At 60.5% G+C, this 13,698-nt stretch carries 12 protein-coding genes; 8 read left to right on the forward strand and 4 right to left on the reverse strand.

Features of this window, described 5'->3' with window-relative positions:
* Together ABWI03_RS33400 and ABWI03_RS33405 are read left to right on the forward strand one after the other, a co-directional pair.
* Positions 1 to 417 (forward strand): hypothetical protein (locus ABWI03_RS33400; RefSeq protein WP_353799034.1); only part of this gene is annotated, 417 nt, incomplete at its 5' end.
* A gap of 287 nt (positions 418 to 704) precedes the next feature.
* Positions 705 to 1,346 carry a TetR/AcrR family transcriptional regulator gene (locus tag ABWI03_RS33405; RefSeq protein WP_037131084.1) on the forward strand — a complete coding sequence of 214 codons (642 nt, stop codon included), beginning with the start codon at positions 705 to 707 and terminating at the stop codon, positions 1,344 to 1,346.
* A gap of 199 nt (positions 1,347 to 1,545) precedes the next feature.
* Here the strand turns inward: ABWI03_RS33405 and ABWI03_RS33410 are convergent, their stop codons facing one another.
* From ABWI03_RS33410 to ABWI03_RS33420, 3 genes are all read right to left on the reverse strand, one after another.
* Positions 1,546 to 2,904 (reverse strand): mycothione reductase, encoded by a 1,359-nt coding sequence (locus ABWI03_RS33410; protein ID WP_351646395.1) that lies wholly within the window; start codon positions 2,902 to 2,904, stop codon positions 1,546 to 1,548.
* Complete coding sequence (locus tag ABWI03_RS33415) at positions 2,888 to 3,355, reverse strand: DUF1003 domain-containing protein (RefSeq protein WP_298784098.1); 468 nt, start codon at positions 3,353 to 3,355, stop codon at positions 2,888 to 2,890. The genes ABWI03_RS33410 and ABWI03_RS33415 overlap by 17 nt, the downstream gene beginning before the upstream one ends.
* Before the next feature lie 563 nt (positions 3,356 to 3,918).
* Positions 3,919 to 5,271 (reverse strand): aldehyde dehydrogenase family protein, encoded by a 1,353-nt coding sequence (locus ABWI03_RS33420; protein ID WP_003943779.1) that lies wholly within the window; start codon positions 5,269 to 5,271, stop codon positions 3,919 to 3,921.
* Between the two features lie 955 nt (positions 5,272 to 6,226).
* On the opposite strand from ABWI03_RS33420, the gene ABWI03_RS33425 reads away from it, so the two are divergent.
* Positions 6,227 to 6,916 carry a hypothetical protein gene (locus ABWI03_RS33425; RefSeq protein ID WP_157770418.1) on the forward strand — a complete coding sequence of 230 codons (690 nt, stop codon included), beginning with the start codon at positions 6,227 to 6,229 and terminating at the stop codon, positions 6,914 to 6,916.
* Between the two features lie 416 nt (positions 6,917 to 7,332).
* Here the strand turns inward: ABWI03_RS33425 and ABWI03_RS33430 are convergent, their stop codons facing one another.
* Positions 7,333 to 8,361: a DUF4331 family protein gene (locus tag ABWI03_RS33430; protein ID WP_218680901.1), complete on the reverse strand. Its 1,029-nt coding sequence runs from the start codon at positions 8,359 to 8,361 to the stop codon at positions 7,333 to 7,335.
* A gap of 564 nt (positions 8,362 to 8,925) precedes the next feature.
* Here ABWI03_RS33430 and ABWI03_RS33435 point away from each other — a divergent pair.
* From ABWI03_RS33435 to ABWI03_RS33455, 5 genes are all read left to right on the forward strand, one after another.
* Positions 8,926 to 9,528 carry a molybdopterin-dependent oxidoreductase gene (locus ABWI03_RS33435; protein ID WP_037129279.1) on the forward strand — a complete coding sequence of 201 codons (603 nt, stop codon included), beginning with the start codon at positions 8,926 to 8,928 and terminating at the stop codon, positions 9,526 to 9,528.
* On the forward strand, positions 9,515 to 10,309 hold the full coding sequence (locus ABWI03_RS33440; RefSeq protein ID WP_003941068.1) for a ferredoxin reductase: 795 nt from the start codon (positions 9,515 to 9,517) through the stop codon (positions 10,307 to 10,309). Before ABWI03_RS33435 ends, ABWI03_RS33440 begins: the two co-directional genes overlap by 14 nt.
* 325 nt (positions 10,310 to 10,634) lie before the next feature.
* Entirely contained in the window at positions 10,635 to 11,132 is a 498-nt protein-coding gene (locus ABWI03_RS33445) for a peroxiredoxin family protein (protein WP_003941067.1), read from the forward strand.
* 146 nt (positions 11,133 to 11,278) lie between these two features.
* Positions 11,279 to 12,037, forward strand: coding sequence for a ZIP family metal transporter (locus ABWI03_RS33450; protein WP_003941070.1), 759 nt, complete (start codon positions 11,279 to 11,281; stop codon positions 12,035 to 12,037).
* Between the two features lie 591 nt (positions 12,038 to 12,628).
* Positions 12,629 to 13,698, forward strand: a 1,070-nt coding sequence (locus ABWI03_RS33455) for a homocysteine S-methyltransferase family protein (RefSeq protein ID WP_353802436.1), incomplete at its 3' end; no start/stop codon positions are given.

Genomic DNA, 13,698 nt, shown 5'->3' on the forward strand with positions numbered 1-13,698 from the left:
AACGTGGCAGGCTTCGGCGGAGTCTTTCCCGACGGCAAACCCTGGATGTTCGTCATGCAGAAGGCACCGGCCGACCTCGCGACCAGGCTGCGCGGTGAGGACGATCCACACTCGCTTCTGCGCGGATCACTCGACCGCGCCATGTCTTTCAACCGCGATGCACTGGTGGCCGAGGAATTGTCCTGGAGGCATGGCGATCTGGTGAAGGTATACGAGGAAGAGGGCATCCCAGCAGCATCCATCGCCGGCTGGTCGGCCGCGGACCTCCTGCGCGGCCTCTTGGCGCAGTGTTGCAATGCCGAACTTGCCGCCGTCGTCGCCGGATACCCCGAATGTGCCTACCCCGAATCGGCGCATGCGTGCGAAACCGACGTGTTCTCCGACGTGTTCGCCGGTTGGGTCAGCGGACAGCGGTGACGCGGTACAGGAGACTCCTGTCGCAACCTATTTCGACACGTGATCTATGCGTGACAGCGATGGTAGTCGGGCTTGTACCCAGGAACGCCGTCCGGCACAGTGATCATCCGAGGTAAGGATTGACACCTCCGACGAGCGAAATGCATGAGCAGTGATGACTGCGATCTACAGTTGCAGCGGACTCGACTCGTGTCCCAGCTGATGGCCACCGGGGTTATAACCCGGTGGTCATCAGGGCGCGGAGGCCGCTGCATCGCTCGATCACACGATCAGGCTAATCTCGGTCTGTGAGTGAGGATGATAGTGAGCTACGTGCGCGGCGCTTGACCGCACGCGGTGCCGCGACCCGAACGCGGATTGTCGAGGCTGCCGATCAGCTGATGTACGAGCGAGGTGTGGCCTCCACAACCTTTGCTGACGTCCGCGCTGCAAGTGCCACGTCGAAGTCACAGCTTTATCATCATTTCGCCGACAAAGATGCACTTGTCAGGGCGGTCATCGAGGCTCGTGGCGACGCCGTACTCACTCACCAGCGCCGACGCCTAGCCAGGGTGAAGTCTTTGCATGGTCTCGAAATGTGGCGTGACGAGCTGGTCAAACGCAACGCGCTTCGGAACGGAGCGTATGGTTGTCCACTCGGGTCCCTGGCCAATGAGATTGCAGATCACGACGAGGACTCACGCCGAGCGATTGCCGCCCACTTCGAGGCATGGACCCAACTGCTGGTCGATGCGATGGACGAGTTGAAGAGACGCGACGTCCTGCGACCGGATGCGGATTCCCGGGCGATGGCGAGCGGGCTTCTGGCTGCCGTACAGGGAGGATATCTTCTCGCCAAGACAGCCCGCAACGTTCGTCCTATGCAGGCAGCGCTCGAGATGGCGATCGCGCTGGTGCGCGCGCACACGACCGAGAACGGTCTTGCCTAGCTCTGTCAGTCTCGGCGGGTGCACAGAGCTGGCCGATCCTCCAATTCCGTTACCGTCACCACCGCTTTGCGGAACACCGACCCCGGGATATATCGGGCTGTCCCCGCGCATACAACTTGATGTCGCGCGAACTAGACGACGCCGGGCGGGGTATCTGGCTCGCGGCCCGTCAGCCGCAGGCTGACGGGCCGCGGATGTCTCATAGCTGCAGTAACGCCTGCTCCACGACCTCCGTGAGCGCCGGGTGGATGTACATCACCTCGCGGGAGATCTGATCAACCGTCTGACCGGTCATCATCGCCTGAATCAGCGGCTGAATCAGAACCGCCGCATCCGGACCGATGATGTGCGCACCCAGCAGCGTCCGCCCACGAGGATCGGCAAGCAGCTTCACGAAACCTGTGGTGTCCTCGAGCGCCCACCCGTAGGCAGCGTCGGCATACGCCCGAACAGTGACGACGTACTCGATCCCAGCTTCCTCGAGCTGTTGCTGGGTCGCGCCGATACTCGCGACCTGGGGATCAGCAAAGACCGCGTGCGGCACCAAACCGGTCGGCAGCGGCTTCGGATCGTACGCGTGGAGAAGATTGTGCACCATCGTGCGCGCTTCGGCGTTGGCCAAGTGCTTGAGCTGGAAATGATTCGCCAGATCGCCCAGTGACCACACACCGGGCGCCGTGGTCGCCCCGGCCGCATCGGTGACCACATGACCATGCTCATCGAGTTCGATACCGGCGGCCGACAGATCCAGAAGGTCGGAGTTGGGTCGCCGGCCCGCTGCCACCAGCAGCATCTCGGCGGAGACCTCGCGCTGCCCCTGCGCGGTCTCCACAGTAGCGACCACACCCGAAGCACTCGGCTCCACGCGCACCACCTCCGCGTCCAGATGCACCGTCATCTCCTGCACAGCCAACTCGGTGAACCTGTCGGCGATCTGTTGATCCTCACCATTGAGCAAACGCGGACCGCGGTGAACGATGGTGACCTCGACACCGAAAGCGGAGAACACGTGCCCCATCTCGGCAGCGATGAAGCCGCCGCCGATGATCAACAACGACGAGGGCAGATTGTCGATGCGCATGATGGTGTCCGACGTGTGATATTCGACCTCGTCCAGGCCACGGATGGCAGGCACGATCGGCCGGGAGCCTGCTGCCAGCACAACCTTCTCAGCGGAGAGCTCCACCTCCCCGACCTGCAGCCGTCCCGGGGCGACGAAACGGGCCTGATCGGTGTACACGTCGACGCCGTTCTTACGCCGATAATCCACCGCTTGGGCGTGCAGTGGATCGATGCGCCCAAAGATCCGATCGCGGATCTCGGACCAATCGACCGACTCGACCCGCGCATGCACTCCCAGCCTTCCAGCACGTTGTGCCGACCGGACAGCATCGGCCGCCACCACGAACATCTTCGTCGGGATGCAACCACGATTGAGGCACGTACCACCGAAGCGCGAAGGTTCCACGATCGCCCTCCGCAGCCCATCGAACTCCGGGGTGAACAGGTAGTTACCGGTCCCGGCACCAATCACGATCAAATCATGCGTCGTCGCCATATTGCGTTCCTTTCCTTGACTGTGCCGCTGAATCGGACACCGAAATCGAACTGTCAGAGCCCACGGGAACTTCCAGACGTACGAGCACTCCACGAATAGCGTGCAGGTCGGCCTCCGTGTTGGTGGCAACCCGCAACGCCTCCCGAGCACGGCCGCGATCACGAGCCGCAGCCCGGCGCTGGGACAGCAGGATCAAAGGCCCCTGCAACGCAGCCACCGTCGCCAAAATGGCGCCGAGCCCTGTGAGCATGGTCGCCGGATGCGGCTCGAACGGGCGCAGGACAAAATTGACCGCCAACCAGCTGACGATCACCGTCACCAAGCCCGCCAGAAACCACCAGGTCCCCACCATATCGGCGATCTTGGCAGCCCATCGCTCACCACGACCCGGACAAGGCTCATCGAAGACACCAAGGCGGTGACCACAATGCGGACACACCAAATCATCCACCCACGTCAAGCCTTCATCACCGGTAGAAGACGACACCATTCCATGTCCTCGCTCTGGTTGTTCAACTGACGCGATGAGCTCATACACACGGAAGGATCGCTGGGATTCCTCGAAGAGGATGAGATACAACAAGAACTGGCCGACCGGGCTGCAATCAGCTTGTCTGGGCCGAGTAGCGGCACTCTCGAGAGTTCCGCAGAGCACAGACCTACAGAAACCAGCCTTCGCGCTGAGCGAAGTTGGGTCCGGCTGAGCGTCCCCCCCGAAAGCCTAGTACATAGCTAACATTCAGCGCCTGGGCCGTGATTGAAGCAGTCGCGGATTCGTTCCGTCGTCGGCTCCCCTTATCGCCATCTGCCGCACCACACCCCCAGCTCCCCGCTCGTTCATCTCTGGTACTTCAATCGAAGTCGTGATCCAGGACGCATCGCTGACACAAGATTTCCGCTCACTGGAGTGCGCCCCGTAGATGTGCAGAGGACTCGCTTCAGGGCGCGTCCCAACTTCGAGGATCCCGTGACTGGAAAAATCGCTTTCTGTTCGAGGGCGGAAAACTCGAATGGTCAGGAAACCACCCGGACAAGCTTCTTGTTGACGAACTCCTCAACCCCGTAACGGCCGAGCTCGCGACCGAACCCAGAGCGTTTGATCCCACCGAACGGCAACTCAGGAGCATCGACACCCACCCCGTTGACGAAAACCATGCCCACCTCGAGCTGGTCAGCCACCCGCTGCGCCTGGACTGGATCAGTCGTGAACACGTACGAGCCGAGCCCAAACGGAGAATCATTTGCCAGCCGTACCGCTTCCTCCTCCGATCCGACCTTGAAGACCATGGCCACCGGCCCGAACAACTCCTGGCTGTAGACCGGATTGTCAGGCGCGACGTCAGTGAGGATCCCCGCCGGATGAAACGCACCATCGACGCCCCCCGCATCTGCTGCGGTGTACGTCGCGCCGGCAGCGACCGCCTGCGCCACCTGATCCGCAAGGATCTCGGCAGCCTGGACAGAAACCAGCGGCGTGGATCTAGAAGTCGCGTAAAGCTTGTCGGAAAAGGCCGGAACAAATTCGTCGTACAACCCCTCAGCGACGATGAAGCGCTTACCCGCGTTGCAGATCTGGCCGGTATTGGTTGCCCGCGCCCCGGCCGCCGCCCCAGCTGCAGCATCCATGTCATCGGTACTGAGCAGGATAAACGGATCCGACCCACCCAACTCGAGAACAACCTTCTTCAAATTACGCCCGGCGATCTCGGCGACCGCAGAGCCTGCACGCTCAGACCCCGTCACCGACACCCCCTGGTTGCGTGGGTCCGCAATGATCTGTGCCACCTGCTCGTTGGTCGCATACAGGTTCACATAAGCACCCACCGGGAACCCGGCATCGACGAACAACTCTGCAAGAGCCGCCGAGGACTCAGGGCATTGCGGCGCATGCTTGAGGATGATCGTGTTACCCAAAACCAAGTTCGGTCCCGCAAAGCGGGCCACCTGGTAAAACGGCAAATTCCACGGCATGATCCCCAGCAACGACCCCACAGCCGACCTCCGAATACAGGCCGACCCCTCACCATCCCGAATCTCGATCTCTTCATCAGCCAGAAAACGCTCCGCATTGCTGGCGTAGTAGTCACAGATCCAAGCCGACAGCTCGCATTCCTCAACCGCCTCCACCAGAGACTTTCCCATCTCCCTGACCACAATCGCAGCAAGCTCATCCTTGCGTTCGATGAACAGATTCGCCACATTCCACATCAACGCCGCGCGCTCGGCCACCGTCGACGACTTCGACCATCCGCGATACGCGGCACTCGTCGCAGCGAGAGCATTCTCCACATCCTCCGCAGTAGCAGTGGGATACGTCGAAACAACATCCCCGGTACGCGGATTGGTAACTGCATAGCTAACAGTCATACGATCAACTCCTGATCTCGAAAGTGCCCCCGGCGCAACCGAAAGCAGGACGACTACACGTGCGGCAAACCAGAAGCTACGCTGAGCCGACGCATTCAACTGGAAAGATTTCGTCGATCGACTCCCAGCTACCGTCGCAGCTGAAACGCTGACCGAGTGCGTGACGTAAAAAACATGCCGCCACGTGGATCTGACGCTTTGATTGATTCTGAACATCCCGGCATAAGGGGGTACTGCTGATGCGCGATCCAGCCCCAGCGTTGCAAGTATAGGTGACCACAGCCGTCAGGGTGCGGCGTAGGTATGGAGACGAGCGAGTCTGCAAAGACAGCAACCGCGCGGCACCCGAGTTCGACCGAAACCGAAGCGCACCAATTCGATCGAGACCCTCACAGCGTGCATAGTTACTCACGGGGAGGCGTGAACGAGCTCCGCATTGCCTTGAACACAGATCGAGAAGAAGGGGACCGATATGGCCCGTCAAGCCATGGGGCAACTTCCTTCTACCGATTCACCTTGACTGCGAATTTGTCTACTTGCCTGAACGATTGCCGTACGGCCGCCGCCAGCCTCAGCGGGCTCGACTGTGTCGAAGAAACGGCGAGCCATCTAGGCTCTACAGTATATAATTACGTTTGCAGGGGCGATAACGGTGAACCAAAGCATACCTCTGTGCGAGTCGATCTCAACGAGCGATTTCATCGCATTATCTCAAACTCCAGGTTCGAAATGACCAGAAAAATCCCGACCGCCATGTAAAGAATACGTGCCGCCCGCGGATTTTCCTCGATGCTTAGCGCAATAATCTTTGTCAGCCCAGATTGGGACACTCTCGGCTAACTCGACTCTTCCAACCCGATTTGGGAGTCTGTGCAGCCGTAAAAACGACATCCATCTAGACTGGACGGAACTAATGAATAACCACCAACGAAACTGGCGGACGACCGTCGTCGTCGTGACGATCGGAGCACTACTTGCGATCGTCGTCCCCCTGTCACTCCTCCCAGTACTTCCTTTCGAATACTTGAAGGAATACGGAACGGTTGGCGACACGATCGGTGGAATTTCGAATCCCATTACAGGATTGGCAGGAATCATTCTGTTATTCCTTGCTTTGACTGCGCAATTGCGCGCCAACGCACTTACGCAAAAACAGGTGGACGCCGATGCCGAAAAAGAGGTAAGGCAACGTGTCGCGACACACTTACATCAACTCTATGCATTCATGGACGAAAATATTAAGCAGTTCAACTACCAGAAAATTAGTACCCAAGAGTTGAGCTCTGAGCAGTTACATGGACGTCGAGCTATTCGGCAGTTCATTGATGACATTGAAAGCATGAATATCGACCTCCACGACTCGGAACGGCTTCTCCAGCAGGATGGCGTCAGGGAAATACTCGGCGTTTTAGAGATCGCGAAGCAAGCATTCGTCAAGATTGCGAGCTCCGATATCGATCCTATAAACAAGGATTTTTACGCAGCACTTGTCAAGCACGTACTTCTCTACAGCGTTTTCCCTTACACAGATCTTGACACCTCCGATGGCCTGACCCTTGCGGTATGCAACCAGTGTGGCCAACCACACGGCAACTACCCACCAGCCATTTTCGACCGACTACAGGATCTCAAGCGCTACTTCTAGCAACGCCGTCACCGGCAACGTGTCCGGTTCGTCGTTGCCAATACATGCCCAGCAGTTTTTCACCGAACCCGGGAAACTTCTTTGGGGTGGGTCACGGTCTCGGAGGCTGGCCAACTCTCTCGAAGCCAAGCCCTCCTCTCGAAGCCGCCGATCCTTACAGATGTGATCCATTTCCCTGAACGACGGACTCTCCATTTTGCGGCTGAATACGTATCTGGCCCCACACGTAACATCAAGAATGGCGCGGATCGACAAGCATTTCGAATCCGTGCGGGTTGCCGCTGATCCGTCAGCGGCGCAACGGCAGTCGGCATCCCCTCGTCGGCGAGACGTGAAGGGACCCCAACGGGCTTTTGCACCTCCGAATCACCTGCGAATAGCCATGCGGTACACCGACGTGAGTGGATCCGTATCTACTACTGGCTGGGCATTGGGAGCGAAAAGAAGGGGAAGTCCGCCAAGATCTGGGTGCGATCGGGCTTGATGCCGGTGCCCAGCGGAGAGTTGGTCAGCAGAGACAACATATTGTCCATGACGTTGTCGGCGAGCGCGCGACCGTTAAAGCCTGTGTAGTCGAACGACGCGGTGCTGCCGACAACGAAGGGAAGCACCATCGGACCGAACATCTCTGTGACTCGGCGGGCGTACGCTTGAGGGTCGGCCGATGTACCGGCGAGTTCGACGTACTTCGCCACGGTGGCTTGCGCGCTGGCCACGAATGCCGAGTCATCTGCCGAGGTGGCGCTTCGGTTGAAAGCCTCACGTAACTCATCATCGCTGAGAAAAAGGTGGCTGAACAACGGCAAGCCCCAGCGCGCCACCTGTTGTTCGGGTGCGTGACCTATCAGGGAGACGGTGGGCCATGCATGCAGCAAGCCTGACGTTCTCAGCATGGAATTGGGCACCTCCAGGACAATCGCCCCCACCGTTCTGCCGGCGAAAAAGTTCACCTGGCTGTCGAACGCCTCGGGTTCATAGGTGCCACGAGCGAATGCGGCTTGGAACTTCGCGAGCGCGGCAGCGTCGCCACCGAAGACGTCCTGGACGACGCCGGCGAATACCCGAACGCCGTCGCTGCCCAGGATCGTCGAACCCGTCGTACCGACTGCGATGACCTCACCGCCTGCCCCGCTGGTGGCGTCTTCCCCTGTGGCGTAGCGAACTTCGATGCGCTGTGCGTGAGCCTCACCCTTATCGGTGGAGACGTGGACGACTTCGCCGGCGCGAAATTTGATCGCGACGTCCTCGCGTCGATCGCCATCGGTGTCGATTCGGAAGACATAGAGAGCTTCGTCTCGAAACGGTGCGACCGTGTCCGCGTCGGCAGTGGGATTGATGGTCATCGCCATCACCGTCGTGTCCTCGGTGCCGGCGAAAAGGTAGAAGTCACACAGGTCGAGGCGGGGGTCTTCTCGGGCAGTGGGGGTGTCGAAGTGGTGGGACATAGGGAGGGCCTCCTTGCCGGGCGTTACGTAGTCGTGGCATGTAGCCAGCGGTTTCAAATGGACGAGTCGATCAACAGCGGCAGCTTGCGGTAACAGGAGCCGGATGCAGCGAATCGGGTAAAAAGCGAGCCCAGCTGCGTACCAACCGGTACAATGGGGATGGCGGGCTGTCGTGGATAGCTCTGAGGATTGATCAGTGATGATACCTACACCGCACGGACCATCACCGTCCAGGCACCCGAAGCAACGGCAGCATTCCCAGAAACCGTAGACGTGGCCGGCAACGACGTAAGACGCTCTCGCGGATGCAATTTCGAGCGGTCCTCCCTCAGATTGCCGGTGGCCACCCCCAACGCGACCCTCAAGGAATGGACTCAGGGGTCCAAAGTGCAGTAATCTTCGACTCTCCACAATCGAATATGGTCGCGCCTTGCGGGAGGAGGTTACGCAGATTGAGTCACGTTTCGTCATGTGGTCTGTACGAGGTTTCCTCTGAGAGTTGCTCGACCAGCTCGGAGAGGTTCTCCCACGATCCACCAAGCAAACGAGATCCGAGGAGCGGATATGAGCGTGATCAGCAGGGGGTTCGGCGCCGGGCACAGCAACGGTGGCGGCGGGCGCCTCCCGCCGGGGCAACACGAGACGCACGACTTCCCGGTGTTGTCTACAGGGCCGACACCTCAGGTCGATCGATCTACGTGGGCGTTGAATATTACCGATCTCGAAGGTTCGGTGACCCGCTGGAACTGGCCGGACCTCATGCGCGCGCCCAGCGAAGATTTCACGGTCGACATTCATTGCGTGACCAAGTGGAGCAGGCTTGATACAACGTGGCGTGGGGTCAGAGTGAACGCGCTGCTCGGCAAGTTGGCGGACGAAGCCGAGTACGCACTCATCCGATGTTACGGCGGCTATACGACGAACCTACCCATGGGTGACCTCGTCGACCGCGACGCGTGGATCGCCTACAAATACGAAGGTACTGACCTTAAACCTCCCCACGGCGGCCCTGCCCGCCTCGTGGTGCCGCACCTGTACTTGTGGAAGTCAGCCAAATGGATCAACGGCATCGAACTTCGACGCGACGACCAGCCCGGATTCTGGGAAACCCACGGGTACCACGCGTACGGCGACCCGTGGCTAGAGCAGCGCTATGCCGGCGACTGAGCGCTCGAGGGACGCAGCAGAGGTCCATGCGGACACCGGCCCCGCGCTTCGCCGCCGGCCGATCCGGTGGCTCCCAGCGCAACTACAGGCCACCCGGATGGAAACACATCTCGCCCGCACGCTCGTTTTCGAGGTACCTGGGTGGTCGGGACACGCAGCGGGCCAGCACGTCGATGTCCGGCTCACTGCCGAAGACGGTTATACCGCGCAGCGTAGCTACTCGGTCGCCTCCCGCTCCGGCCCGGACCAGTTCGAGCTCACTGTGCAACGCGTTTCGGGCGGCGAGGTATCGACGTACCTCACCGAGACGATGCTGCCCGGCGACCGACTCGAGGTTCGGGGTCCTCTCGGCGGATGGTTCCAGTGGACAGCGCGGCTTCGGGGCCCCGTGTTGCTGCTCGGAGGTGGTTCAGGAGTGGTCCCACTCATGGCGATGCTGCGCGAGCGCACGCACTCTGACTCGGACTCGCCGTTCCGCTTGATCTACTCCGCGCGAACTCCCGACCACGTTATCTACACCGGCGAATTGCACCAACTGGCGCAAGCGCACCCTGATATCCCCATCACACGCCTCTATACCCGCGCCGGGCTGCCTGATGACACAAGGGAACCAGGCCGGCTCCGCATCGAGGACTTGCCGACTCCCGCCCATGGAGGCACCGTAGGAGCGACCCGCGTGTACGTGTGTGGTCCCACTGGGTTCGTCGAACACGCCGCACAGTTGCTCGTCGACCGCGGGTTCACCCCATCCGACATCCGTACCGAGCGCTTTGGCAGTTGAGGAGACGCGCATGCAACAACAACGCGGCCGCCTGAGGTCGACGGCGAGGTGGCCACTGGAATCCTCACCGCGAAGTCTTCACCTGATGTCCCCGCGACTGACGTGGTCTACGGACACTGCACATCGAGGACCTCGTGTCGCAGAGCCTAGGACGAACCTCACCTGCTCCGACTCAATCCTGCGCTGTCTACCGGGCCACGGCGCGAGTGTTCACAATTCACCAAGATCCGGCACATCCGTGTAGCTCGACTGCCTGGATCCGCGTGCTGACAAATCCGAACCGCTTGATAACTCACAACACACCATCGATCTCAAGGAGCTCCCTGTGCATTCGGGCCTACTACACCATCAGGCTGCTGACCTCAGGGTCGCGGACTGGATAGACTCCGCGGGCACGCCGCTGGCCACACCACTTCGCCTCGCCGACCTGGGAACGGGCTACCGGGTGATCTTCTGCTTCCAGGACTGGTGCCCAGGATGTCATTCACAAGGCTTCCCAACTCTCCAGGTCCTCCACGACAATCTCGCCCGCCGAGGGGTTGGTTTCGCAGCCATTCAAACCGTGTTCGAGGGTGCGGACGTCAACACCTTCGACAAGCTGCGGATCAACCAAGAAAAGTACTCGCTGGCAATACCCTTCGGACACGATCTGCCCGCGCCGGGGCAGAGAAACCCCACATTCATGGAAGATTACCGATCAGGGGGTACGCCGTGGTTCACCGTCATAGACCCCAACGACAAAGTCGTCTATGCAGATTTTCATTTCGACCCACGCTACCTTATTGATGCCCTTAAGGAAGAGCCTGGCGACCCTCGTGAATGAGGACAGCTTCGCCAGCGCGCAGCCCTCAGCTGCGCGCTGGACCTACTCGGGACAGGAAGCACGGATGGTGAGGCAGATGGTGATCGGTGCCCCGGTCCAGACACCATGGCCCGGGACCCAGACGCGGTCTCGCGGTGGTGATGGTGGTGAGTGACTACGGCTCGGTAATCGGCTGGGCGGCGCTCAGCGTGAGTGGTTTGCTCATCGGCGCAATGCTCGGCATGTCCGGCCGGTTCGGTCACGGAACGATAGCTAGAGTCACTGCCTTGGGAGCGGGGTTAATACTGGCGGCCGCTGCAGTGGAGCTCGCCGCAGAGGCCGTTGCAACCCACCCCTGGAGTGGAGTCACGGCTCTCTTGGGCGGCGCAGCAACCTTCAGCGCCATCAACGCATGGTTGGCCACGCGCGGAGCCCGCGACCGCAAGCGCTGCGGAGAATGCCTAACGAAATTGAAGACCACTGCGACGGTGGGCCCCGCCACTGGCGCGCCCATCGCCATCGGGACCGCTCTCGACGCCGTGCCCGAGGCATTAGTACTCGGTGTGACACTACACAGCAGGGGCGTGGAACTCGCGCTGATCGCAGCCATTGCCATCGGCAATCTGCCCGAGGCGATGTCGGCTTCGAATGGGATGTCGAGAGCCGGTCGGTCTCGACATTGGATCCTCGCGCTGTGGAGTAGCGTCGCCGTTGCCACCATCTGTCTAACCGCCGCCGGATACGCTGCGTCATCGCTGCTCACAGACGACGCTGTCCTCCTTCTGCAAGCATTTGGAGCTGGAACACTACTGTCCTTGGTTGCGGAGACCATGCTGCCCGAGGCCGCCGAGAACAACCCCAAGTTCGGCGGGCTGATCGCAGCTGCGGGATTCGGTCTGCTGCTGTTGATCTCGGGCTTGGGGTGAGCACACAAAGGGGCATCTCACCGATAGATCCTGCTCGAAATCTCCCCACTCCCCTGGTTCTGGTGACGCTGCGGCCTTCCAGCGGTCCTTCAACCGGTGCAGCGACCAGTCGCAGATCCACATCTCTTGCATCGTGCGCCGTTGATTGCAAACCCCTGTCCATACTGCCGAGTCTCCCAGCGGTGGTTTCGGATGTGCATGGGGGCACATTGCACCAAGTCGGTGTTCTAGAGAACGGATTCAATCCAGTTGTCTTTCGATCATTGTGTTCGGCCGGACCCTCGTTCATCCCGGTTGCTCGACATTCTCTCGAAGCACTGGGGTCCTCGTGTGTGTTGCCGAGCAATGCCAATGCAATCCGCGCTATCGACCAGGCGTTCTGCTTCGGACACTGATTCCCGACCGCCGTTCTTTCTCCTTTCGTCATGCGACCACGATCTAATTGCCGAACTGCGCCTTGAGCTTTCGATGAGTGCAGTCTGCGGCACTATCTCGTGTCGACGACAACCAACCCGTGAGGTAAGTGCATTGAACCGATTCGAGGCCAGAAATCCCATCGCCGCTGTTTCCTCGAAGGCCACGGCAGGCGGCATGTCTGCCCCATTTAACTCTGCCCTGCTTGATGCGCTGAAACAGCGCGTTGTCATCGGCGACGGAGCGATGGGCACCATGTTGCAGGCCGCGGACCTCACCCTGGACGACTTCCTCGGCCTCGAGGGGTGCAATGAGATCCTCAACGACACCCGTCCCGACGTGCTCAAAGACATCCACCGTGCGTACTTCGCCGCTGGTGCCGATGCCGTCGAGACCAACACCTTCGGTTGCAACCTGCCCAACCTCGCCGACTACGACATCTCTCACCGGATCCGCGAACTCGCGGAAAAAGGCACTGCTCTCGCCCGTGAAGTAGCGGACGAGATGGGACCAGGCCGCGACGGCATGGCCCGATTCGTACTCGGCTCGATGGGACCGGGAACCAAGCTCCCCAGCCTCGGACACGCACCGTACGCAGTCCTTCGTGACGCGTACACCGAAGCTGCGCTCGGCATGATCGACGGTGGCGCCGACGCCATCCTCGTCGAAACCTGCCAGGACCTGCTTCAGGTGAAGGCGGCCATTCTCGGCAGTCAGCGCGCGATGGAGCAACTCGGACTGCGGTTGCCGATCATCACGCACGTGACGGTAGAGACAACTGGAACGATGCTCCTGGGCAGTGAGATCGGTGCGGCGCTGACGGCACTCGAGCCACTCGGTATCGACATGATCGGCCTGAACTGTGCCACCGGGCCGGCCGAGATGAGCGAACATCTCCGGCACCTGTCCAAGTACTCGACGCTGCCGGTGTCGGTCATGCCCAATGCAGGTCTGCCGCAGCTCGGCCCCAAGGGCGCCGAGTACCCGCTGACCGCCGACGAATTGGCCGAAGCCCTCAGTGGTTTCGTTTCCGAGTTCGGACTCGGCCTCGTAGGCGGCTGCTGCGGTACGACACCCGAGCACATCAGCGCGGTCGCCGACGCGGTCCGTCAGGTCGAGAAGGCCCAGCGCACCCCGATCCACGAGCCGAGTACCTCTTCGCTGTACTCGGCGGTGCCGTTCGAGCAGGACGCCAGCATCCTGATGATCGGTGAACGCACGAACTCCAACGGCTCCAAGGCTTTCCG

It is taken from the genome of Rhodococcus baikonurensis, assembly GCF_040489275.1.
GTDB classification, from domain to species: Bacteria; Actinomycetota; Actinomycetes; order Mycobacteriales; family Mycobacteriaceae; genus Rhodococcus_F; species Rhodococcus_F baikonurensis.

Bases quoted from the DNA above. Each gene is read 5' to 3' on its own strand.
- ABWI03_RS33440 (WP_003941068.1), top strand. From the start codon at position 9,515: ATGCCGGCGACTGAGCGCTCGAGGGACGCAGCAGAGGTCCATGCGGAC.
- ABWI03_RS33410 (WP_351646395.1), bottom strand. From the start codon at position 2,904: ATGGCGACGACGCATGATTTGATCGTGATTGGTGCCGGGACCGGTAAC.
- ABWI03_RS33430 (WP_218680901.1), bottom strand. From the start codon at position 8,361: ATGTCCCACCACTTCGACACCCCCACTGCCCGAGAAGACCCCCGCCTC.
- ABWI03_RS33435 (WP_037129279.1), top strand. From the start codon at position 8,926: ATGAGCGTGATCAGCAGGGGGTTCGGCGCCGGGCACAGCAACGGTGGC.
- ABWI03_RS33420 (WP_003943779.1), bottom strand. From the start codon at position 5,271: ATGACTGTTAGCTATGCAGTTACCAATCCGCGTACCGGGGATGTTGTT.